The sequence below is a fragment of the Blastococcus sp. SYSU D00868 genome (assembly GCF_054050575.1).
On record NZ_JBJGZO010000007.1, the window covers coordinates 74210 to 95719 of the forward strand.

Annotated in this window: 23 protein-coding genes; 13 read left to right on the forward strand and 10 right to left on the reverse strand. The window is 75.4% G+C overall.

What is annotated here, in order from left to right; translation table 11 throughout:
* Positions 1 to 66 precede the first annotated feature (66 nt).
* From ACI79F_RS08490 to ACI79F_RS08510, 5 genes are all read left to right on the forward strand, one after another.
* A complete protein-coding gene (locus tag ACI79F_RS08490; RefSeq protein ID WP_456545688.1) occupies positions 67 to 711 on the forward strand; it encodes a class I SAM-dependent methyltransferase in 645 nt (214 codons plus the stop codon).
* 60 nt (positions 712 to 771) lie between these two features.
* Positions 772 to 1428, forward strand: a complete 657-nt coding sequence (locus ACI79F_RS08495; RefSeq protein ID WP_456545687.1) for a TetR/AcrR family transcriptional regulator — start codon at positions 772 to 774, stop codon at positions 1426 to 1428.
* 108 nt (positions 1429 to 1536) lie between these two features.
* On the forward strand, positions 1537 to 3027 hold the full coding sequence (locus ACI79F_RS08500) for a flavin-containing monooxygenase (RefSeq protein ID WP_456545686.1): 1491 nt from the start codon (positions 1537 to 1539) through the stop codon (positions 3025 to 3027).
* Entirely contained in the window at positions 3027 to 3866 is an 840-nt protein-coding gene (locus ACI79F_RS08505) for an SDR family NAD(P)-dependent oxidoreductase (protein ID WP_456545685.1), read from the forward strand. The genes ACI79F_RS08500 and ACI79F_RS08505 overlap by 1 nt, the downstream gene beginning before the upstream one ends.
* Positions 3863 to 4594, forward strand: a complete 732-nt coding sequence (locus ACI79F_RS08510) for a DUF72 domain-containing protein (protein ID WP_456545781.1) — start codon at positions 3863 to 3865, stop codon at positions 4592 to 4594. Before ACI79F_RS08505 ends, ACI79F_RS08510 begins: the two co-directional genes overlap by 4 nt.
* Here ACI79F_RS08510 and ACI79F_RS08515 read toward each other — a convergent pair.
* A complete protein-coding gene (locus ACI79F_RS08515; RefSeq protein ID WP_456545684.1) occupies positions 4584 to 4952 on the reverse strand; it encodes a DUF2784 domain-containing protein in 369 nt (122 codons plus the stop codon). The two genes, ACI79F_RS08510 and ACI79F_RS08515, sit on opposite strands and share 11 nt — an antisense overlap.
* A gap of 84 nt (positions 4953 to 5036) precedes the next feature.
* On the opposite strand from ACI79F_RS08515, the gene ACI79F_RS08520 reads away from it, so the two are divergent.
* The 4 genes from ACI79F_RS08520 to ACI79F_RS08535 all read left to right on the forward strand — a co-directional run bounded on the left by ACI79F_RS08520 (position 5037) and on the right by ACI79F_RS08535 (position 7050).
* Positions 5037 to 5444, forward strand: coding sequence for a hypothetical protein (locus ACI79F_RS08520; RefSeq protein ID WP_456545683.1), 408 nt, complete (start codon positions 5037 to 5039; stop codon positions 5442 to 5444).
* 60 nt (positions 5445 to 5504) lie between these two features.
* Complete coding sequence (locus tag ACI79F_RS08525) at positions 5505 to 5714, forward strand: DUF4177 domain-containing protein (RefSeq protein WP_456545682.1); 210 nt, start codon at positions 5505 to 5507, stop codon at positions 5712 to 5714.
* 89 nt (positions 5715 to 5803) lie between these two features.
* Positions 5804 to 6526 carry a pentapeptide repeat-containing protein gene (locus ACI79F_RS08530; RefSeq protein WP_456545681.1) on the forward strand — a complete coding sequence of 241 codons (723 nt, stop codon included), beginning with the start codon at positions 5804 to 5806 and terminating at the stop codon, positions 6524 to 6526.
* Positions 6523 to 7050, forward strand: coding sequence for a DUF4334 domain-containing protein (locus ACI79F_RS08535; protein WP_456545680.1), 528 nt, complete (start codon positions 6523 to 6525; stop codon positions 7048 to 7050). Before ACI79F_RS08530 ends, ACI79F_RS08535 begins: the two co-directional genes overlap by 4 nt.
* Here ACI79F_RS08535 and ACI79F_RS08540 read toward each other — a convergent pair.
* The 4 genes from ACI79F_RS08540 to ACI79F_RS08555 are packed head-to-tail and all read right to left on the reverse strand — an operon-like array spanning position 7010 to position 10906.
* Positions 7010 to 7423, reverse strand: a complete 414-nt coding sequence (locus ACI79F_RS08540) for a hypothetical protein (RefSeq protein WP_456545679.1) — start codon at positions 7421 to 7423, stop codon at positions 7010 to 7012. The genes ACI79F_RS08535 and ACI79F_RS08540 overlap by 41 nt on opposite strands.
* A 51-nt stretch (positions 7424 to 7474) precedes the next feature.
* Positions 7475 to 7879, reverse strand: coding sequence for a hypothetical protein (locus tag ACI79F_RS08545; RefSeq protein WP_456545678.1), 405 nt, complete (start codon positions 7877 to 7879; stop codon positions 7475 to 7477).
* A 31-nt stretch (positions 7880 to 7910) separates the two neighbouring features.
* Positions 7911 to 9320: a Re/Si-specific NAD(P)(+) transhydrogenase subunit beta gene (gene pntB, locus ACI79F_RS08550; RefSeq protein WP_456545677.1), complete on the reverse strand. Its 1410-nt coding sequence runs from the start codon at positions 9318 to 9320 to the stop codon at positions 7911 to 7913.
* On the reverse strand, positions 9317 to 10906 hold the full coding sequence (locus tag ACI79F_RS08555) for a Re/Si-specific NAD(P)(+) transhydrogenase subunit alpha (RefSeq protein WP_456545676.1): 1590 nt from the start codon (positions 10904 to 10906) through the stop codon (positions 9317 to 9319). The genes pntB and ACI79F_RS08555 overlap by 4 nt, the downstream gene beginning before the upstream one ends.
* 286 nt (positions 10907 to 11192) lie before the next feature.
* Here ACI79F_RS08555 and ACI79F_RS08560 point away from each other — a divergent pair, with 286 nt between their 5' ends.
* On the forward strand, positions 11193 to 13295 hold the full coding sequence (locus ACI79F_RS08560) for a putative bifunctional diguanylate cyclase/phosphodiesterase (RefSeq protein ID WP_456545675.1): 2103 nt from the start codon (positions 11193 to 11195) through the stop codon (positions 13293 to 13295).
* The gene (locus ACI79F_RS08565; RefSeq protein ID WP_456545674.1) at positions 13292 to 14134 is read left to right on the forward strand and encodes an HDOD domain-containing protein; all 843 of its coding nucleotides are present in this window, start codon (positions 13292 to 13294) and stop codon (positions 14132 to 14134) included. Before ACI79F_RS08560 ends, ACI79F_RS08565 begins: the two co-directional genes overlap by 4 nt.
* Positions 14135 to 14189: 55 nt before the next feature.
* On the opposite strand, the gene ACI79F_RS08570 is transcribed toward ACI79F_RS08565, so the two are convergent.
* A complete protein-coding gene (locus ACI79F_RS08570) occupies positions 14190 to 15356 on the reverse strand; it encodes an acyl-CoA dehydrogenase family protein (RefSeq protein WP_456545673.1) in 1167 nt (388 codons plus the stop codon).
* Positions 15357 to 15363: 7 nt separating this feature from the next.
* Complete coding sequence (locus ACI79F_RS08575; protein ID WP_456545672.1) at positions 15364 to 16539, reverse strand: acyl-CoA dehydrogenase family protein; 1176 nt, start codon at positions 16537 to 16539, stop codon at positions 15364 to 15366.
* 182 nt (positions 16540 to 16721) lie between these two features.
* Here ACI79F_RS08575 and ACI79F_RS08580 point away from each other — a divergent pair, with 182 nt between their 5' ends.
* The gene (locus tag ACI79F_RS08580; RefSeq protein WP_456545671.1) at positions 16722 to 17087 is read left to right on the forward strand and encodes a TFIIB-type zinc ribbon-containing protein; all 366 of its coding nucleotides are present in this window, start codon (positions 16722 to 16724) and stop codon (positions 17085 to 17087) included.
* A gap of 100 nt (positions 17088 to 17187) precedes the next feature.
* The gene (locus tag ACI79F_RS08585) at positions 17188 to 18018 is read left to right on the forward strand and encodes a hypothetical protein (RefSeq protein WP_456545670.1); all 831 of its coding nucleotides are present in this window, start codon (positions 17188 to 17190) and stop codon (positions 18016 to 18018) included.
* A gap of 8 nt (positions 18019 to 18026) precedes the next feature.
* Here ACI79F_RS08585 and ACI79F_RS08590 read toward each other — a convergent pair whose 3' ends face one another.
* From ACI79F_RS08590 to ACI79F_RS08600, 3 genes are read right to left on the reverse strand one after another with little or no spacing between them, the layout of a single operon-like run.
* The gene (locus ACI79F_RS08590) at positions 18027 to 19427 is read right to left on the reverse strand and encodes an MFS transporter (protein ID WP_456545669.1); all 1401 of its coding nucleotides are present in this window, start codon (positions 19425 to 19427) and stop codon (positions 18027 to 18029) included.
* 50 nt (positions 19428 to 19477) lie between these two features.
* Positions 19478 to 20653, reverse strand: a complete 1176-nt coding sequence (locus tag ACI79F_RS08595; RefSeq protein WP_456545668.1) for a 4-hydroxybenzoate 3-monooxygenase — start codon at positions 20651 to 20653, stop codon at positions 19478 to 19480.
* A 50-nt stretch (positions 20654 to 20703) separates the two neighbouring features.
* Positions 20704 to 21471, reverse strand: coding sequence for an IclR family transcriptional regulator (locus tag ACI79F_RS08600; protein WP_456545667.1), 768 nt, complete (start codon positions 21469 to 21471; stop codon positions 20704 to 20706).
* Positions 21472 to 21510 lie beyond the last annotated feature (39 nt).

Below are 21510 nucleotides of genomic sequence, written 5' to 3' on the forward strand. Positions count from 1 at the left end.
CCGCGCCTCGCACGCTCGGCACGGTCCCCTGCGAGGGGGCCGTGCCGGGACGGCACCATGGCCGGCGTGACCGCCGTGCCGGTGCCCGCCGGGTTCGTCCGCGCCCACACGGCCGTGCGCCGTCCGTCGTCCGTGCCGGAGGTCCGGCTGCACGTGGCCGACGACGTCGTCGCCCTGTGGGAGGCGATGGAGGTGCACGCCGGGGGTGCCGGCGAGGCGCCGCCGTTCTGGGCCGCGGCGTGGCCCGGCGGTCAGGCGCTGGCGCGCTTTCTGCTCGACACCCCCGGGGTCGTGGCCGGCCGCCGGGTGCTCGACCTCGGCGCGGGCAGCGGGCTGGTGGCGATCGCGGCGACGCTGGCCGGGGCGGCCGGCGTGCTGGCCAGCGACGTCGACCCCTTCAGCCGGACGGCGGTCGGGGTCAACGCCGGCCTCAACGGCGTCCGCGGCATCAGCGCGCTGGGCGACGTCCTCGGCCACCCGGTGCCGCCGGTGGACGTCGTCCTCGCCGGGGACGTCTGCTACGACCGCGCGATGACCGAGCGGGTGCTGCCGTTCCTCGACCGCGCGCGGGCGGCCGGCTGCGCGGTCTACGTCGGCGACCCCGGCCGGCCCTACCTGCCGCACGACCGGCTGGTCGCCGCCGCGGTGTACGAGATCGCCGAGACCGAGGGCCCGGGCGTGCGCCGGACGACCGTGTGGCGGCTGCCCTGATCGGGCGGCACCCCGCTCGACGGGGTGTCGACTCCCTCGACACCGGCTAGCGTCCGGGCCATGGCCACCCCCCTGGACGGCGACGATCCCGCGCCCGCCCGCGGCCGGCGGGTGCGCCGTCCGTCGGGGGACGACCGGGAGCGGGCGCTGCTGGCCACCGCCGAGCGGCTGCTCGAGCAGCGCCCGCTGGCCGACATCTCCGTCGACGACCTCGCCCGCGGGGCGGGCATCTCGCGCTCGACCTTCTACTTCTACTTCGCCTCCAAGGAGGCGGTCGTCCTCGCGCTGCTCGACCGGGTCGTCGGCGAGGCCCGCGCCGCCCGCTCCGCCGCCCTGGCCGGCGCGACGGGGGCGCGCGCCGCGTGGCGCGCCGCGCTGGTCACCGTGCGCGACACCTTCCGCGACCACCGCGCCCTCACCGCCGCCGCGACCGAGCTGCTGGCCGCCAGCCCCGAGGTGCAGTCGCTGTGGTCGTCGGTCATGGAGGACTTCGTCGCCGAGACCGCGGCCGCCATCGAGGCCGAGCGCGCCCGCGGCGCCGCCCCACCGGGGCCGCCGGCCCGCGACCTCGCCGTGGCGCTGAACTGGATGAACGAGCGGGTGATCCAGCTGTCGCTGGCCGGCCGGCAGCCCGGGCTGGCCGAGGACGCCCTGCTCGACGTCCTGCTGACCGTGTGGCTGCGCGCCATCTACGGCACCGACGAGGTCCCCGGCTGACGGTCACAACCAAACGGCCGACACCTCGTTGAACCTCTCGACACCGTGTCGACAACGGCGTCGGCACGGTGCACGATGGCCGGAGCAACCGAGGAGAGCGGGAGTCCCATGACTGCGGGAACTGCAGAGCACGTCGACGTCCTGATCGTCGGGGCCGGCCTGTCCGGCATCGGCGCCGCCTGCCACCTGGAGGACGAGCGGCCGGGCACCAGCTACGCGATCCTCGAGTCCCGCGAGGCGATGGGCGGCACCTGGGACCTGTTCCGCTACCCGGGCATCCGCTCGGACTCGGACATGTTCACCCTCGGCTACTCGTTCCGGCCGTGGACCGACCCGCAGGCCATCGCCGACGGCCCCTCGATCCGCCGCTACATCGAGGAGACCGCCCGCGAGTACGGCGTGGACTCCAAGATCCGCTACCGGCACCGGGTGCTGTCGGCCGAGTGGTCGTCGGACGACGCGCTGTGGACCGTGACCGCCGAGCGCACCGACACCGGTGAGGCCGTCACGCTCACCTGCTCCTGGCTGTCGGTCTGCTCCGGCTACTACCGCTACGACGAGGGCTTCAGCCCCCGCTTCGAGGGCGCCGAGACCTTCCGCGGGCAGGTCGTGCACCCCCAGCACTGGCCCGAGGACCTCGACGTCACCGGCAAGCGCGTCGTCGTCATCGGCAGCGGCGCCACCGCCGTCACCCTCGTGCCCAGCCTCGCCCCGCAGGCCGCGCACGTCACGATGCTGCAGCGCACCCCGACCTACGTCGTCTCCCTGCCGGGCCGCGACAAGCTCGCCGAGTCGCTGCGCCGCTTCCTGCCCCAGCGCGTCGTCTACCCGGTGATCCGGTGGAAGAGCGTGCTGCTGTCGATGGCCTCCTACCAGCTGTCCCGCCGCCGGCCCGCGGTGATGAAGAAGGTCCTGCGCAAGGCCCAGGAGCAGCAGCTGCCGGCCGGCTTCGACGTCGACACGCACTTCACCCCGCCCTACGACCCGTGGGACCAGCGGCTGTGCGTCGTCCCCGACGGCGACCTGTTCCGCGTGATCCGCGACGGGAAGGCCTCGATCGTCACCGACCGGATCGCGCGCTTCGACGAGACGGGCATCGAGCTCGAGTCCGGGCAGCACCTCGACGCTGACGTGATCGTGACCGCGACCGGGCTGAACCTGCTGCCGATCGGCGGCATGGACCTCACCGTCGACGGCGCCCCCGTGGAGCTGTCGGAGACCGTCTCCTACAAGGGGATGATGATCTCCGGCGTCCCGAACTTCACGATGACCATCGGCTACACCAACGCCTCCTGGACGCTGAAGGCCGATCTCGTCGCCCGCTACGTGACCCGGCTGCTGGCGCACATGGAGCGGACCGGCACGGCGATCGCGACCCCGCTCGCGCCCGCCGACCCCGAGCGCGAGCCGTTCCTCGGCCTGACCTCGGGGTACGTGCAGCGCAGCCTCACCGCGCTGCCCAAGCAGGGCGGCCGGGCGCCGTGGAAGCTCTACCAGAACTACATCCGCGACCTGGTCCTGCTGCGCCGCGGCCCGGTGGAGGACGAGGGCATCCGGTTCTCCCGCAAGCAGCCCGCGCACGTGCAGGCGGCCGCCTGATGGAGGCCTACCGCTTCGCCGGGGGGACGGCGCTCGTGACCGGCGCGGCCAGCGGCATCGGCGCCGCCCTCGCGCCGCTGCTCGCCGCCCGCGGCAGCGACCTGGTGCTCGTCGACCGCGACGCCGAGCGGCTGGCCGACGTCGCCGCGGGTGTGCGGGCGGCGCACCCGGGGGTCTCGGTGGCGACCGCCGTCGTCGACCTGGCCGACCCGGTCGCCACCCAGCGGGTCGCCGACGAGCTGGTCGCCGCGCACCCGGACGTGACGCTGCTGGTCAACAACGCCGGCGTCGCCCTCGGCGGCCGGTTCGACCAGGTGACCCTCGACGAGTTCGACTGGGTCATGGAGATCAACTTCCGCGCCGTCGTCCGGCTGACCAAGACGTTCCTGCCCACGCTCAAGGCCCACCCCGGCTCGCACGTGGTCAACCTGAGCAGCCTGTTCGGCCTCATGGCGCCGGCCGGGCAGGCCGCCTACAGCTCCAGCAAGTTCGCCGTCCGCGGGTTCACCGAGGCGCTGCGGCACGAGCTGGCCGAGGACGGCGTCGGCGTGACCAGCGTGCACCCCGGCGGCATCCGCACCCGGATCGCCGAGACCGCGCGGGTGGCCAGCGGCGTCGACGCCGAGGAGGCCGCGCAGGGCAAGGCCGACTTCGCCAAGCTGCTGACCTTCCCCGCCGAGAAGGCCGCGGCGCTCATCGTCGACGCCGTCGAGAAGCGGAGGCCACGGCTGCTCATCGGGGTCAGCGCCAAGGTGCCCGACGTGCTGGTGCGGGTCGCGCCGGGCGGCTACGGCACGCTGCTGGCCGCCGTCACGAAGCTGGCGGGGATGCGCCGCTGACCGCGGTCCACGTCGGCACCTCCGGCTGGAGCTACGACCACTGGGAGGGCGTCCTCTACCCGCCGGGGACGCCCTCCCGGGACCGGCTCGCGCACTACGTGCGCCGGTTCGACACCGTGGAGCTCAACGCCAGCTTCTACCGCTGGCCGCGGACGGCGACCTTCGCGGGCTGGCGCCGGCGGCTGCCCCCGGGGTTCGCGCTCTCGGTCAAGGCGCCCCGCGGGCTCACCCACGCCAAGCGGCTCTACGCCCCAGAGCCGTGGGTGCCGCGGCTGACCGAGGCCTGGCACGAGCTCGGCGACAAGCGCGCCGTGCTGCTCGTCCAGCTGCACCCGGCGCACGAGCGGGACGACGAGCGGCTGCGGTACTTCCTGCAGCGGCTGCCGGGGTGGATGCGGGTCGCCGTGGAGTTCCGCCACCCCAGCTGGCACGCCGACGAGGTGTTCGCGCTGCTCGAGCGGCACGGCGCGGCCTACGTCGTGATGAGCGGCGCCGGGCTGCCCTGCGTGCTGCGGGCGACCGCGCCGTTCGTCTACGTCCGGCTGCACGGCCCGGACCGCGAACACCTCTACGCCGGGTCCTACCCCGACGAGGACCTGCGCTGGTGGGCCGACCGGGTGGGGGAGTGGCGGGCCCAGGGCCGCGACGTCTACGCGTACTTCAACAACGACGGCGAGGGCCACGCCGTGCGCAACGCGGAGACGCTGCGGGCGCTGGTCAGCGGCTGAGCGCCGTCCGGCGGCGAGCCAGCAGGAGGCCGTAGCCGACCGCGTTCGCGCCCAGGGCCACGGTGTACATGCCCACCTGCACCGCGGTCGCCTGCACGTCGAGCCCGACGGGCGAGAACACGTGGTGGCCGAGCCAGCCGCCGGTGAACCCCGCCGCGCCGGCCTCGGCCCGCAGCGCCAGCTCCAGCTCCGTCAGCGGGCACGGCATCCCGGCCAGGTTGACCGCCAGCACGGCGCCGGCCACGGGTGCGTGCACCCAGGCCAGCCGGGGCCACCGCAGCGCCAGCAGGGCGCCGGTCAGCATGAACGCGACCACCAGCGCGTGCACGACGGACACCGCGTGTGCGAGCAGCAGCACGCCCCCAGCGTGGCACGACGCGGCCGCGGCCGGGGCAGACTGTGCGACGGGGGACCCGCGCCGGCCGGGTCGGAGGGGAGATCGGTGACCGAGCAGGAGCCGGCGGGTGGCAACCGGGTGCCCCGGTCCGTCGAGGACTTCGTGGCCCAGTTGCGGACCTTCACCGACCGCGCGCGCGGGCTGGCCGCCGGCGCCGTCCCGGGCGGCTTCTCCCTGCCGCGGCTCCCCTCGCCGCCGGGCGCGATGTCGGCCGCGCAGCTGCGGGCCATCGACCAGGCGGTGCGCGGCCAGCGGCAGCTCATCGCCGGGATGGTCGCCCAGCTGCAGGCCTTCGACGAGCAGCTGGCGGTCTTCGAGCGGCTGCTCGAGCCGCTGGTCGAGTGGAGCGGCACGTGGGCCCGGCTGGAGGGCGCCGTGGCCGATCTGGTGCGTCCCCCGGCCGCGGGCCCCGGGACGCCGCCCGACGAGGAGACCCCGCCGCCGGCGCGCTGAGCGGGCAGACTGCGGGGTCCCGGGCGCGTGCCGCGCGCCGGGCGACAGCGAGGAGGCGCCATGGCCGGGCGGTACGAGTACAAGGTGGAGGAGCTCCGCGAGGGGCTGCTCGGCGGCAAGATGTCGGGGGACAAGCTGGAGAGGGTGCTCAACGAGCACGCCCGCCAGGGGTGGCAGCTCAAGGCGATCACCTCGGTCGAGGTGAAGGGCCGCATCGGCCCCGGCGGCGTCGAGGGTGTCCTGGTCACCTTCGAGCGCCCGGTCGCCTGACGCCCTCCGCGCGCGGGGCCGGGGCGCTCCCGGACGACGACCGGGCTCTCCTGCACGCCGACTGCGCGCGGTGCGCGGCGCTGTGCTGCGTGCTGCCGCCGTTCGCCGCGTCCGCCGACTTCGCGATCGACAAGCCGGCCGGCCGGCCCTGCCCGAACCTCGCCCCGGACGACCGCTGCACGATCCACGAGCGGCTGCCCGAGCGCGGCTTCCCCGGCTGCGTCGCCTTCGACTGCTTCGGCGCCGGGCAGCAGCTCGTCCAGGTCACCTACCGGGGCCGCGACCCCCGGGGCGAGCCGGAGGCGCCGGCCGTCCTCGACGCGATGCGTCAGGTGTCGGAGCTGCTGTGGTACCTCGCCGAGGCGCTGGCCCGGCCGGCGGCCGCCCCGCTGCGGGGCGAGCTGGCGGCCGCCCGCGACCGCGCCCGCGCGCTGCGGGACGCCGGCCCCGGGGAGCTCGCCGCCCTGGACACCGCGGCGCTGCGCCGCGAGGCCGGCGGCCTGCTGCGCGCGGTGAGCGCGCGGGTCCGGGCCGGGCTGCCCGGCCCCCGCCGCGACCGCGCGGGCGCCGACCTCGTCGGCGCGGACCTGCGCGGCGCCGACCTGCGGGCCGGCTGCCTGCGCGGCGCCCTGCTGCTCGGCGCGGACCTGCGCCGGGCCGACCTGCGCGGCGCGGACCTCCTGGGCGCGGACCTGCGGGGGGCCGACCTGCGCGGCGCCGACCTCGGCGACGCGCTGTTCCTCACCCGCCCGCAGGTGGCGGCCGCGCGCACCGACGCCGCCACCCGGCTGCCCGGGGGCCTCACCACGTGAGCACCGCCCGGGGCGTGCTGGCGCTGTTCGACTCCCTGGACCCCGTCGCGCCGGAGGAGTTGGTCGGGCGCTGGCGCGGGGCCGAGCTGCCGAGCGGCAGCCGCCTCGACGGGCTGCTCCCGCGGCACGGCTGGTGGGGCAAGGACGTCGTCGACCTGGAGACGGTGCACCCGCTGCTGTTCGCCGACCGCCGCGGCGTCCCGCGGCCGGTCGCGCCGTGGCCCGCGCCGCTGGGGCTGCTGCGCCGGGCGCCGTGGCTCGCGCGGACAGGGGCGGCCCGGGCCGGCTTCGCCGCCGTCCGGCCGCTGCTGCGCGCCCGCCGGCCCGGCGCCCGCGTGCGCGCCGTCGAGCACCGCGGGGTGGTCACCGCGGCGATCGTCTACGACGCGCTGCCGGTGATCGACGTGTTCCGCCGGGCCGGCGAGGACGCGCTGCTGGGCGTCATGGACATGCGCGGGCTCGACGAGCCGTTCGCGTTCGTGCTCAGTCGTCGTCCCGGTTCCGGCGGCGCAGCAGCCCGGTGACCGACTCCACCCGGGACTGGGCCTGGCGCAGCCCGGACACGATGGGCAGCAGGTCGTCCGACAGCCGGCGCAGGGTGTCGGGCAGCGTGTCCACGACCGGGTCGTCGAGCACCTTGCCGACCCGCACCAGCCCCGGCCTGAGCGCCCGGACCGGCTCCTCCAGCTCCTCCACGAGCGCCTCGAGCCGCTCCGCGGTGCGCTGGGCCGAGGCGATGGCCGCGGTCGCCGTCCGGGTGGCGGTGATCAGCTCGCGGACCGCGCCGTTGAGGTCGGTGAGCGTGCGGGGCAGCGAGGCGAGCGCCTCGGTCTGCGTCTGCAGCAGGCCGAGCAGCTCCGTGAGGCCGGGGATGCGCGGCAGTCGGAAGGGGTCCACCCGGCCACCGTCGGCGTCCGCGGCGCCGACCGCAAGCGCGGCGCGCGGGGCTCAGCCCGGCAGCACCTGCCGCCACCGGCGGCCGGCCTCCCGGCCGGTGCCGATGTCGGCCAGGCCGCGCAGCGCCTGGATGTCGTGCACCGTGCCGGCCGCGCCGCCCAGCAGCGCGAGGACGCCGACCCCGGTGGCCAGCATCGACGGGTGCGGCGGCGGCATCCCGTTGGGCCGGACGAAGGTGATCTTCCAGGGCCGGCCGGCCGCGGTCAGCTTCAGCCCGCCGCCGAACCACCACCACGGCCAGGAGACGTCGGTGACCTGGCGCAGGAGCACGTCGAAGACCGGCTCGTCGCTGACGAAGGTCAGCCCGGTGCCGTCGGTGGCCAGGTAGCCGGGCACGTTGCGCAGGCCGCCGATCAGCCAGGCCGGGCTGATCAGCAGGGGCGGGGTCGGGGTCATCTGCAACGCCTCGTCTACAGCGGCTCGTCGTCTACAGCGCCTTGAGGATGTCCTCGACGCGCTCGCGGGCGTCGCCGAAGAGCATCCGGGTGTTGTCGCGGAAGAACAGCGGGTTCTGCACGCCGGCGTAGCCGGTGTTCATCGACCGCTTGAACACCACGACGGTGCCGGACTCCCACACCCGCAGCACGGGCATGCCGGCGATCGGGCTGGTGGGGTCCTCGGCGGCGGCGGGGTTGACGGTGTCGTTGGCGCCGATGACCAGGACGACGTCGGTGGCGGCGAGGTCGTCGTTGACCTCGTCCATCTCCAGCACGATGTCGTAGGGCACCTTGGCCTCGGCCAGCAGCACGTTCATGTGCCCGGGCAGCCGGCCGGCCACCGGGTGGATGCCGAAGCGGACCTCGACGCCGCGGTCGGTGAGCTGGCGGGTGAGGTCGGCGACCGGGCCCTGTGCGTGCGCGACGGCCATGCCGTAGCCGGGGGTGATGACGACGGTGCGCGCGTCGGTGAGCAGCTCGGCGACCTCCTCGGCGGTGATCTCCGTGTGCTCGCCGTCGACGTCCCCGCCCCCCGCCGCGGCGCCCTCGTTGCCGAAGCCGCCGGCGATGACGGAGATGAAGGAGCGGTTCATCGCCTTGCACATGATGTAGCTCAGGTAGGCACCGGAGGAGCCGACCAGCGCGCCGGTGATGATCAGCAGGTCGTTGTCGAGCAGGAACCCGGCCGCGGCGGCGGCCCAGCCGGAGTAGCTGTTGAGCATCGAGACCACGACCGGCATGTCGCCGCCGCCGATCGAGGCGACCAGGTGCCAGCCCAGCGCCAGGGCCAGGGCGGTGAGCACCGCGAGCACCGGCAGGTTCGGGCTGACCACGAACACGACCGTGAGGACGACGAAGGCGGCCAGGGCGCCGAGGTTGAGCGCGTTCTTCCCCGGCAGCACCAGCGGGTTGCTCCTGATCCGCGCCGAGAGCTTGAGGAAGGCGACGATCGAGCCGGTGAAGGTGACCGCGCCGATGAACACGCCGATGGCGACCTCGGCGGAGTGGATCTCCACGGCGAGGCCGAGCTCCTCGGCCTCGCCGGCGGGGGCTCCCTCGACCGACAGGTAGCCGTTCCAGCCGACCAGCACCGCCGCCAGGCCGACGAAGGAGTGCAGCAGCGCGATCAGCTCGGGCATGCCGGTCATCTCGACCCGCCGGGCCCGCCACAGGCCGATCACCGCGCCGGCGGCCATCGCGACCAGGATCGCGACGATCGCGGCGGCCTCGAGGTCGTCGGCGGCCAGCGCCACGGTGGCGGCCAGCGCCAGGGCCATGCCGGCGATGCCGTAGCCGTTGCCGGCCTTCGCGGTCTCGTGCCGCGACAGGCCCGCCAGGGACAGCACGAACAGCAGGCCGGCGACGAGGTGGGCGGCCGCGGCCGCGGACTCCAGGCTCACCGGTGCGCCCCCGCCGTCGAGGTGCTGCGGGCCGGGCCGCGGGTGAACATGCCGAGCATCCGGCGGGTGACGGCGAAGCCGCCGAACACGTTGATGCTGGCCAGCAGGACGGCGATGAACGCGAGCACGGTGACCACCCCGGAGACGTGGCCCAGCTGCAGCAGCGCGCCGACCACGATGATCCCGGAGATCGCGTTGGTGACCGACATGAGCGGCGTGTGCAGGGCGTGGTGCACGTGCCCGATCACGTAGAAGCCGACGACGACCGACAGGGCGAACACCGTCAGGTTGCCGACCAGCTGGTTCGGGGCGAACGCGGTGGCCAGGAACAGCAGGGCCGCGGCCAGGCCGACCAGCGCCGACCGCCGGGCCGGGGTCATCACCCTGGTCTCCGGCGGCGGCAGCGGCGCCGGCGGGGGTGGCGCGGCGGCGACCGGGGCGGCCGACACGGCCACCGGCGGCGGGGGCCACAGCACCTCGCCGTCGCGCACCACGGTCATCGCGCGCTGCACGACGTCGTCCAGGTCCAGCACCAGGATGCCGTCCTTGCCCGGGGTGAGCAGCTTGACCAGGTTGACCAGGTTGGTGCCGTACAGCTGGGAGGCCTGGGCCGGCAGCCGGCCGGGCAGGTCGGTGTAGCCGATGATCGTCACCCGGTTCGGGGTGGTGACCACCTGGTCGGGCACCGAGCCCTCGACGTTGCCGCCCTGCGCGGCGGCCATGTCCACGATCACGCTGCCGGGCTTCATCGACGCGACCATCTCGGCGGTGACCAGCCGGGGCGCGGCGCGGCCGGGGATCAGCGCGGTGGTGATCACGATGTCGACGTCGCGGCACTGCTCGGCGTACATCACCGCGGCGCGGGCGTCGTAGTCGGCCGACGTGACCGACGCGTAGCCGGTGCCGCCGCCGGGCTGCCCCTCGGCGGAGTCGGGGTCGGCGGGCACGCCGACGTACTCCCCGCCCAGCGAGGCGATCTGGTCGGCCACCTCGGGGCGGACGTCGGTGGCCCGCACGATCGCGCCCAGGCTCGACGCCGCCCCGATCGCGGCCAGCCCGGCCACGCCGGCGCCGGCGACCAGCACCTTCGCCGGGGGCACCTTGCCCGCCGCGGTCACCTGCCCGGTGAAGAACCGGCCGAACGCGTGCGCGGCCTCGATCACCGCCCGGTAGCCGGCGATGTTCGCCATCGAGGACAGCACGTCCAGCGACTGCGCCCGGGAGATCCGCGGGACGGCGTCCATCGCCAGCGCGGTGACCGGCCGGGCGGCCAGCGCCGCCACCAGGTCCGGGTCCAGCGCCGGGGCCAGCAGGCTGACCAGGATGCCGCCGGCGCGCAGCCGGTCCAGCTCTCCGGTCGAGGGCTTGGCCACGTGCAGCACCAGGTCCGCGCCCCACGCGTCGGCGGCCGTGCCGAGCCGCGCGCCGGCGGCCACGTACTCCTCGTCCGGGAAGGAGGCCGCCTGGCCGGCACGGACCTCGACCACCACCTCGTGGCCCAGCTCGCGCAGCTGGCGCACGGTGACCGGCGTCGCGGCCACCCGCGTCTCACCGGGGGAGGTCTCGCGGGGCACTCCGATGAGCACGCGCACTCCAGGGCTGGTCGGTCGGCCGCGCCGCCGGGAGGGACCCGGGGGACACCGACGCCGCGCGGGGATGGCGGCCCGGCGTCCCGGTTTTCCTACCAGCCCGGCCGGTGACCCAGCGCCGCGGTCCCCTGTGACGGGCCGCACGTCGGGGGACGCGACCTCCCCCGTCGGGGTGGTCGGGGCGTGACCGGGGTCCAGTGGGTGGACAGGGTGGCCGTAGTCCGGAGTGCGGGCGGAGACGACCGGCCGCACCGGAACGTGCACGAGCGAGGGAGGGAGGACCGTGACACCCATCCCGACGGCGACCGCCGACCAGCGGGTCGCCCCGGAGGTCGTGTCCTCGGTCTTCTACGGCGCCGCGGTCAGCAACACCCTGGCCCTGCTGGTCGCCGAGATGTCGGGGAACGTCCCTCGGATCACCTGGGGCAACGAGGGGGCGGTGCACCTCCTCGGGTACGCGCTCGAGGACCTGCAGGACCTGCCGGTCGCGCACCTGCTGCCCGCGCTGCGCGGCGGCGAGCTCAAGCTGCTGCTGCGCCGCGAGCGCACCGCGCGGATGAACCTGCCGGTCCGCACGGCCAGCGGCGTCTTCACCGAGTGCGTGGTGCTGTGCACCCCGACCCCGACCGGCCGGATGTGGAACCTGCGGTTCGTCTCGGCCGACACCGAGCAGGAGCGGGCGCTGCGGGCCACCGCCGACGCGCACGAGCGGCGCTTCGCCACCCTGACCGAGCGCTCGCCGATCCCCACCCTGCTGTCCGAGCAGGGCATGCGCCTGGCGCACGTCAACGACGCCTTCTGCCGGCTGGTCGGGCAGCAGGCCGAGCAGCTGCTGGGCACCGGGTGGATGGCCTGCGTCCACCCCGACGACCTCGACCACGTCATCGAGCAGGTCGCCGTCGTCCTGGGCGGCGGCGACGGCGAGGCGCACGCGCGGCTGCTGCAGGAGGACGGCACCGAGCGGCGGACCGTCATCCGCTTCGCCCACCTGTTCACCCCCGGCGTCGGCGCCGGCTTCGTCGGCACCATCGAGGACATCACCGAGCGGCTGGCGTTCGAGGCGCGGCTGGCCCACCAGGCCAACCACGACCCGCTGACCGGGCTGCCCAACCGCACGCTGCTGGCCGAGCACGTGTCCGAGCGCTTCGTCCGCGGCGAGGGCGGCCTGGCCTGCCTGTTCCTCGACCTGGACAACTTCAAGGTCGTCAACGACTCCCTCGGGCACGCGGCCGGCGACGAGCTGCTCGTCGAGGTCGCCGTCCGGCTGCGCGCCGTCGTGCGCCCGGGCGACCTGGTGGCCCGCTTCGGCGGGGACGAGTTCGTCGTCGTCTGCGAGGACGTCGACACCGACGACGCCGTCGCGCTGGCCGAGCGGATCGGCGCCGCGCTGGCCGCGCCGGTGCGGCTGGGCGGCGTCGACGTCCGCCCGCACGCCAGCGTCGGGGTGACGGTGCAGGCCGACGACCACGCCAGCGCCGACGACCTGATCCGCGACTGCGACATCGCGATGTACCAGGCCAAGAACGGCGGCAAGGGCCGGATCACCGTGCTGGACCACGCCGCCCGCGCCGAGGCGCGCGACAAGCTGCGGCTGGTCGCCGACCTGCGCGACGCCATCGAGCGGCGCGAGGTGACGCTGCTGTACCAGCCGATCTTCGGCGCCGCGGACGGGACGTCGGCCGCGGTCGAGTCGCTCGCCCGGTGGGAGCACGCCGAGCGCGGCGCGATCAGCCCGGCGACGTTCGTCCCGCTGGCCGAGGAGAGCGGGCTCATCGGCCCGCTGGGCTCCCTCGTGCTCGACGAGACCTGCCGCCAGCTGGCCGAGTGGGACCGGCTGCTGGGCGAGGACGCCCCGCGCCGGGCCAACGTCAACGTCTCGGCGCTGCAGCTCGACGGCAACCTGCACGACCTCGTCGTCGCCGCGCTCGAGCGGCACGAGCTGCACCCGTCGCGGCTGTCGATCGAGATCACCGAGTCCGCGCTCATGAAGGACCCGGTCGCGGCCCGCGCGATCCTGCAGCAGCTGCGCGACCTCGGCGTCCAGCTCGCCATCGACGACTTCGGCACCGGGTACTCCTCGCTGGCCTACCTGCGGCACCTGCCGGTGGACTGCCTCAAGGTCGACCGCTCCTTCGTCGCCGAGCTCGCCGAGGGGCACGCCGAGATCGCCACCGCCGTCATCGCGCTGGCCGGGAGCCTCGGGTTGTGCACCGTCGCCGAGGGCGTGGAGGACGTCGCGACCGCCGTGCGGCTGGCCGGCCTCGGCGCGACCTACCTGCAGGGCTTCGGCCTCGCGCAGCCGATGACCGGCGCCGGCGCCGCCGCCTGGTTCGCGATGCGCGCCTCCCAGCACCAGCCGCCCCCGATCTCCCCGGAGCCGACGTGACCACCCCGCAACTCGCCACCGTCGCCCCGCTGGCCCCCGCGCCGTCGTTCGACCTGGACTCCGTGCTGGCCAGCATCGACACGATGGCCTCGCAGAAGCCGGTCGCGGCCCAGGTCGTGTCGGTCGCCAACTCCGACGACACCAGCGCCCGCGCGCTGGCCGACATCCTGGCCGGCGACGTCGCCCTGGCCAGCCGCGTCATGAAGCTGGCCAACAGCGCCTACTTCGGCATGCGCGGCCGGGTCACGACGCTGCAGTTCGCGGTCACCGTCGTCGGCTTCACCACCGTGCGGACCATGGCGACCGTCGCGCTCACCGACCTCGACGACGAGTCGCGGCTGCCGGCGGACTTCTGGACCGGCGCCACCAGCGTCGCGCTCGCTGCCTCGCTGCTGGCCCCGCGGTTCGGGGAGCGGCCGCAGGACACCCTGTGCCTGGGCCTGCTGGCCCCGGTCGGCGTCGCGCTGCTGCACCACAACGACCCCGACGGGTACGCCGAGCTGCTCGACCGGGAGCCGACGTTCGCCGGCCGGCGGGCCGCCGAGGTGCGCCGCTACGGGATCTCCGGGCTGCGGCTGACCAGCGTCGCCCTGGAGCAGTGGGGCTTCCCGCACAGCATGGTCGGCCCGCTCAGCGCGGTGGACGACCGCTCCACCGGCGACGGCGCGCTGCTGCGCGCGGCGTTCGAGATCGCCGCCCGGCTCACCCAGCCCGGCTACGCGCCGGTGGACGTCGCCGAGCTCACCGCCGGCCAGCTGCGCGAGGACGCCGTCGGCCCGGTGCTGGACCAGGTCGCCCAGGACGCCGAGGAGCTCCGCCGGGCCTTCCTCGGCGACTGACCGGGGGCCGCGGCCACGATCAGCCCACCTGATCCCGGCGGGACCGGGGGGTGGGTCAGGCGGCGCCGGCGCCCGGGGCGTAGGGCTCGCCGAGCGGGTCGACCGTCGGGTGGTCGCCCACGGTGGCCGCGAGCCGGTCCAGCGCCCAGTCGCCGTCGCCGAGCACGTGGTCGATCGCGGTGAGCCGGCTGGTGTAGTGCCCGACCTTGTACTCCGCGGTGACCCCGATGCCGCCGTGCAGCTGGATGGCCTCCTTGCCGATGTGCCGGCCGGCGCGGCTGGTCTGCAGCCGGGCGCGGTCGGCGGCGGTGACGACGTCCCCGCCGGCGTCGGCGACCATGCTCGCCCACAGCGCGGTGCTGCGGGCCAGCTCCAGGGACACGTACATGTCCGCGGCGCGGAAGGTGAGCGCCTGGAACTTGTTGAGCGTGACCCCGAACTGCTTGCGCTGAGTCAGGTACTCCGACGTGGTGCGCAGCGCCGTCTCCATCGCGCCGACCGCCTCGTTGGCGTAGGCGATGCGGGCGAGCGCGAAGGCCCGCTCGATGTCGGCGGTGCGGTCCCCGGGGCCCTCGCCCAGCAGGTGCGCCGGCGTGGACGCGAAGGTCACGTTGGCCGCCCGGCCGCCGTCGTGGGTGCGGTAGCCGGTGCGGGTCAGGCCCGTCGCGTCCCCGTCGACGACGAAGAGCGCGGTGCCGCCGTCGGTGACCGCGCTGACCACGAGGACGTCGGCGCGGGCGCCGTTCAGCACCGGCTCCTTGACCCCGGTCAGCGTCCAGGAGTCGCCGTCCCGCGTCGCGGTGACGCCCCGGGCCGCGGCGCTCCACCGGGTGCGCGGCTCGGCGTGGGCGAAGGCGAGCACGCTGCTGCCCTCGCTCAGCGCGCCGAGCAGCTCGGCGCGCTGCTCGGCGGTGCCGACGGCGGCCACCAGGCCGCCGGCCAGCACCACGGCCTCGACGAACGGCTCGGGCGCCAGCACCCGGCCGATCTGCTCGGCGACGATCGCCACCTCGATCGGGCCGGCGCCCATGCCGCCGTCCTCCTCGGCGAAGGGCAGGCCCAGCACGCCCATCTCGGCCAGCTGGCCCCACGTCTTCTCGTCGAAGCCGGGGTCGGCGGCGGTCACCCGGCGGCGCTGCTCGGCGTCGCCGTAGGCGCGCTCGAGGAGGCCGCGGACGGCGTCGCGCAGGTCGTTCTGCTCGCTGTCGAACTGAAAGTCCATCGGATGATCAGAGCCCCAGGATCGTGCCGGCGATGATGGTGCGCTGCACCTCGTTGGAGCCTCCGTAGATGGAGACCTTGCGGTAGTTCAGGTACTCCGGCGTGGCCACCCGGGCCCAGTCGGGCACCTCGGAGCCGCCGTCGGCGAACGAGGCCAGCGACAGCGGGCCGGCGATGTCGACCAGCAGCTCGGTGGCCGCCTGCTGCAGCTCCGAGCCGCGCAGCTTGAGCACCGACGACGCGGGGTGCGGCTTGCCGTCGGCGGAGTTGGCGACCACGCGCAGCGCGGTCAGCTCCAGGGCGAGCAGCTCGTTCTCGACCTCGGCGATCCGGCTGGCCATCCGCGGGTCCTCGAGCAGCGGGCGGCCGCCGGAGGAGACCTCGCGGGCCAGCTCCTTGGCCAGCTTGAGGTAGTACTTCGTCGTCCCGACCCGGGCGATGCCGACCCGCTCGTTGCCGAGCAGGAACTTGGCGATCGTCCAGCCGGCGTTCTCCTCGCCGACGAGGTTCTCGGCGGGGACGCGGACGTCCTCGAAGAAGACCTCGTTGACCTCGTGGCCGCCGTCGAGCAGCTCGATGGGCCGGATGGTGACGCCCGGGGTGTCCATCGGGAACAGCAGCAGCGAGATGCCGCGCTGCTTCTTCTCCGCGGTCGGGTCGGTCCGGCACAGGCAGAAGATCCAGTCGGCGTGCTGGCCGAGCGTGGTCCACGTCTTCTGGCCGTTGACGATCCAGTCGTCGCCGTCGCGGACGGCGGTGGTGCGCAGCGAGGCCAGGTCCGAGCCCGCGTCCGGCTCGGAGAAGCCCTGGCACCACCAGATGTCGAGGTTGGCCGTCTTGGCCAGGAACCGCTCCTTCTGCTCCTGGTTGCCGAACTGGGCCAGGACCGGACCGATCATGCTGGTGTTGAACGCCAGCGGCTCGGGGACGCAGGCCAGCTGCATCTCCTCGCGCCAGATGTGCCGCTGCAGCGGCGTCCAGTCCTTGCCGCCCCACTCGACCGGCCAGTGCGGCACGGCCAGGCCGGCCGCGTTCAGCGCGCGCTGGGCGCGGACGTACTCGTCCTTGCCGAGGTGACGGCGGGCGGCGACGGTGTCCCGGATCTCCTGGGGCACCTGCGTGGTGAAGAAGGTGCGCATCTCCTCCCGGAACGCCTCGAGCTCCGGGGACAACTGCAACCGCATCGGACCTCTCTCCTGACGCCGGCCACCGTGGGCGACGCCCTCTCGTGCGTGACGACGACGACGATCCCACATCTGTTACTCGCCGGTAGCACGGACCGGCCGGGTCCGCGCGCGGGAACCCGGCGGCGCCGGCGGCCGTTGCCGCGGGCATGGAGCTGACCTGCCCCAAGTGCCACGGGTCCATGCGGACCTACGAGCGCAACGGCGTCCACGTCGACCAGTGCGCGGACTGCCGCGGCATCTTCCTCGACCGGGGTGAGCTCGAGCGGCTGATCGACGCCGAGAACGCCTGGCACGGCCAGGCGCGCGCCCCGCAGGCGGCGCCGGCCGCCGAGGGCCGCTACCGCTCGGACCACGACCGCTACGACGACCGGTACGACGACCGATCCCGCGACCAGCACCACGCGGCGTCCTCGTCCGGCGGGCTCGGCGCGGTGGTCAGCGAGGTGCTCGGCCAGGTCCAGGGCCGGTCGCACTCGAGCAGCCACCACGGCCAGCCGTACAAGAAGAAGCGCAAGGACTCCTTCCTGGGCGAGCTGTTCGGCTGACGAAGGACCTGCCTGCCCCCCACGCCTCGCTCCGCTCGGCGCGGGCCCCTGCAGGCAGGCCGTTCCAGCACCCGCCGTCCCGGCGGGGGAGGCTGAAGGCGTGTTCGACGTCGACTGGATGGACCTGCTGTGCCGCACGGTCCTGCGGGAGCGGACCGGCGAGCTGATCGCGGAGGCGTGCGCCTGGGCGGTGGGCCTGTCCGACCGGCCGCACCACCTGCGCCGGCGCGGCCGGCTGGTGGAGACCGGCGGGACCATGGGCGACCGGGCGGCGACCGGCCTGATGCTCAGCGGCGAGGAGGACGGCCGGCTGGACCTCGGCGACGCCCGGCCGGGCAGCTTCGCCGACGCGCTGAACGCCGTCGGCCCGGACGGCGTGGTGTACGCCGACCGCTTCGACCGCGAGGTGCTGGAGCCGTTCGCGCTGCAGACCTGCGTGCTCGCCGCCGAGCGGGCGCGCGCCACCCGGCCCGCGCAGTGGCGCGACCTGCTCGACGACCTCGGTGAGGACGGCAGCGACCTGACCGGCGTGGTGCAGGCGGGGGAGTGGGACGTGCCGCTGCGCACCGAGGCGGAGCACCTGGTGCTGGCCGCGCTGGGCGCCGTCCCGCTGCTGCAGGTGGAGGCGGAGGGGCTGCCGCTGTCGCTGGTCCGCCGCGCGGAGGCGTTGACCCGGGAGGCGGCCGCCCCGTCCGCGCCGCCCGGTCCCGCCGAGGACCCGGCCGCCTCCGGCGCGGTGTTCCTCGCCCGCGCCGCCCTGGACGCCGGCGGGCCCGCCATCCCGGTGGCCCCCACCGATGCGGACCGGCTGCTGACCCTGCTGCTCGCCGAGGGGATCGAGCCCGAGGAGGTGGCCGGGGTGCTGCCGCACCTGCCGCTGGCGCCCGGCACCGCCGACGCGGTGCTCTCGCTGCTGGCCGCCGGCCGCTGACCGGGCGGCTACGCCCGAGCGGGGCGCAGCGGCAGCAGCCAGGTGACCAGCGCGGTGAGCACGCCGACCGCGAGCCCGGCCAGCCCGAGCGCCGCGAAGCCCCACAGCTCGGGCACGGCGCCGTCGGCGGGCGCGGCGGCGTCGAGCACGGCGGCGGTCGCCGCGCTGCCGGTGGCGAACCCGACGTAGCGCAGCACCTGGTTGAGGCTCATCGCGCTGCCGGTCTCCTGCGGCGGGACCGCCGACACGACCAGCGCCGGCAGCAGCGCGAACACCGCGCCGGTGCCGAGGCCCGCCACCGCCATGACCCCGCCGAGCGCCCACAGGCTCGAGGGCGTCAGCGCGTACAGCCCCAGGCCCGCGGCGAGCACCAGCGCGCCGGCCGGCACCGCGACGTGCGCGCCGAACCGGTCGCTGAGCGCCCGCGCGGCCCGGCTGGCCGCCACGCTGGCCAGGGAGAAGGGCACCAGCACGAGCCCGGCGGTGACCACGGAGGCGCCGAAGCCGTAGCCGGACGTGGCGGGGGTCTGGGCGTACACGGTGGCCGAGGAGAGCAGCAGGTAGTTCGTCAACCCGACCAGCAGCGAGGCCAGGTGCGCGGTCGCCGCCGTCCGGCCGCGGGCCAGCCGCAGGTCGACCAGCGGGCTCGGGGTCCGCAGCGCCCACGCCACCCACCCCGCCGCGGCGACCAGGGCGGCGGCGGCCAGCGCGAGCACCTGCGGCGAGGTCCAGCCCCAGGCGCCGCCCTCGCTCAGCACGAGCAGGCCGGCGGCCAGGGTGGTGCCGAGCAGCAGCGCCCCGGGGACGTCGATCCCGCGGCCGCCGGCCGCCCGGGACCGGGGGAGCACCAGGGCGCCGGCGACCAGGGCCAGCGCCGCCACCGCCGCGCCGAACCAGAACGCCGCGTGCAGGCCGCCGACGTCGGCGACCAGGCCGGCCACGGGGTAGCCCAGCCCGACCCCGGCGACGACGGTGATCGACAGCGCGGCGATGGCGGCGCGCTGGCGGGCGCCGGTCAGCGCCTCCCGCGCGGTGGCCATGGCCAGCGGCGCCAGGCCCAGTCCCATCCCCTGCAGGGCGCGGCCGGCGACGAGCCAGCCGAACCCGAGCGGCAGCGCGGCCAGGGCGCTGCCGCCGATGACGACGGCGAGGGCGGTGAGCATGACCTCGCGCCGGTGCGGCCCGTCGCCGAGCCGGCCGAGCACCGGGGTGGCGACGGCGCCGACGAGGAAGGTGACGGTCAGCGCCCACTGCGCGGTGTGGACCGGCACGTCATGGGTCGCGGCGATCTCCGGCACCAGCGGGGCGCCGAGGCTGCTGATCACCGCGACGACGGCGACCGTCGACACCAGCACCTGCACCAGGCCCCGCGGCGTCCGGCCGGCCGGCGCGGATCCGGTGCTGGTCACCGGGCGAGTCTCCCCGCCCCCGGTCGCGGTGCCCGACCCCGGGGGAGGGCTCACCCCTCGATCGGCAGGCCGGTGTAGTTCTCGGCCAGCTCGCGGGCCGCGGCCTCGGAGGAGCAGACCCGCTGCAGCTGGGACAGCTGCAGCTGCGCGTCGAAGTCGTCGCCGGAGGTGTGCAGCATCGAGGTCATCCACCAGGAGAAGTGGGTGCACCGCCAGACCCGCCGCAGCGCGGTGTCGGAGTAGGCGTCCACCAGGTCGGCCTGCTTCTCCTGCAGCAACCGGACCAGGGCGGTGGCGAGCAGGGTGACGTCGGCGACGGCGAGGTTGAGGCCCTTCGCGCCGGTCGGCGGGACGATGTGCGCGGCGTCGCCGGCCAGGAACAGCCGGCCGCGGCGCATCGGCGCGCTGACGAACGACCGCATCGGCAGGATCGACTTGTCCGTGATCGGGCCGGTGCTGATCTCCCAGCCGTCCAGGGCGAAGCGGGTGGCCAGCCCGTCCCAGATGCGGTCGTCGGACCAGTCCTCGATCTTCTCCGAGGGGTCGACCTGCAGGTACAGGCGGGACACCGACGGCGAGCGCATCGAGTACAGCGCGAACCCCTCGGGGTGCCAGGCGTAGATGAGCTCGTCGGTGGCCGGCGGGGCGTCGGCGAGGATGCCGAGCCACGCGTAGGGATAGGTGCGCTCCCACACCCGGGCGCCGCCGGGGCCCGCGGCGACGACCGCGCGCGAGGGGCCGTGGAAGCCGTCGGTGCCGGCGACCACGTCGCACTCGAGCACCTGCGGGGTGCCGTCGGCGTCGGTGAACCGGATGCGGGGGGTGTCGGTGTCGACGTCCTCGGGGGTCACGTCGGAGACCTCGAACAGCAGCGGCGGGCCGCCGGCCAGCTGGGTGGCGATGAGGTCCTTGGTGACCTCGGTCTGCCCGTAGACCCACACGGTGCGCCCGCACAGCTCGGGGAAGTCCAGCGTGTGCCGGGTGCCCGGGTACTGCAGGTGGATGCCGGAGTGCTCCATGCCCTCCCGGTGCAGCCGGTCGCCGACACCGGCGGCGGTCAGCGTGTCGACGGTGTGCTGCTCGAGGATGCCGGCCCGGATCCGCGCCTCGACGTACTCGCGCGAGCGGTTCTCCAGGACGACGTTGTCGATGCCCTGCAGCGTCAGCAGCCGCGAGAGCAGCAGGCCGGCCGGGCCCGCGCCGATGATCCCCACCTGTGTGCGCACGCCGCCGAGTGTGACCGCGGACATCCGCCCGCGGAACCGCCCGCTGCCGCTCAGTGGAAGTCACGCAGCCGCGCCAGCTGCCGGCCGACGCCGCCGGCGGCCACCTGGAGCACCGGGGCCAGCCGGGTCACGTCCCGCCGCGAGCTGGGCACGACGATCCCCAGCGCCGCCACCACCGACGTCCCCTCCACCTGCACCGGGACGGCGACCGAGTGCGTGCCCAGCGACATCTCCTCCGCGGTGCGCGCGTAGCCGCGGCGGCGTATCTCGGCCAGCTCGCGGCGCAGCCGCCGCGGGTCGACGACGGTGTGCCGGGTGGCGCGGGTGAGCGAGCGCAGCGCGTTCTCGACGACGTCGTCCGGGGCGGCGGCCAGCAGCACCTTGCCGACGGCGGTGGCGTGCAGGGGCAGCCGGCTGCCCACGGTGCTGACCACGGGCACCGACTCGCGGCCGGAGATCCGCTCGACGTAGAGGGCGGCCAGGCCCTCGCGGACGGCGAGGTGCACGGTGTCGCGGGTGGCGGTGTGCACGTCGAGGAGGAACGGCGCGGCCACCGACCGGAGCTCGGCCTGGACGGGGGCGAGCAGGCCGAGGTCCCACAGCTTGTGCCCGATCTCGTACCGGCCGTCGGGGCGCCGGGCCAGGCCGCCCCAGTCGGCGAGCTCGGCGACCAGCCGGTGGGCCGTGGACAGCGGCGTGCCCGACCGCTCGGCGATCTCGGTCAGCGTCAGCCGCGGGGCGTCGGCGGCGAAGGCGTCGAGCACCGCCAGGGCGCGCGAGGTGACCGACCGCCCCGGCGACGAGGCGCCTCCTGCCACCGCGTGCTCCTTCCGTCCAGTGGGAGTCCGATCTTGGGC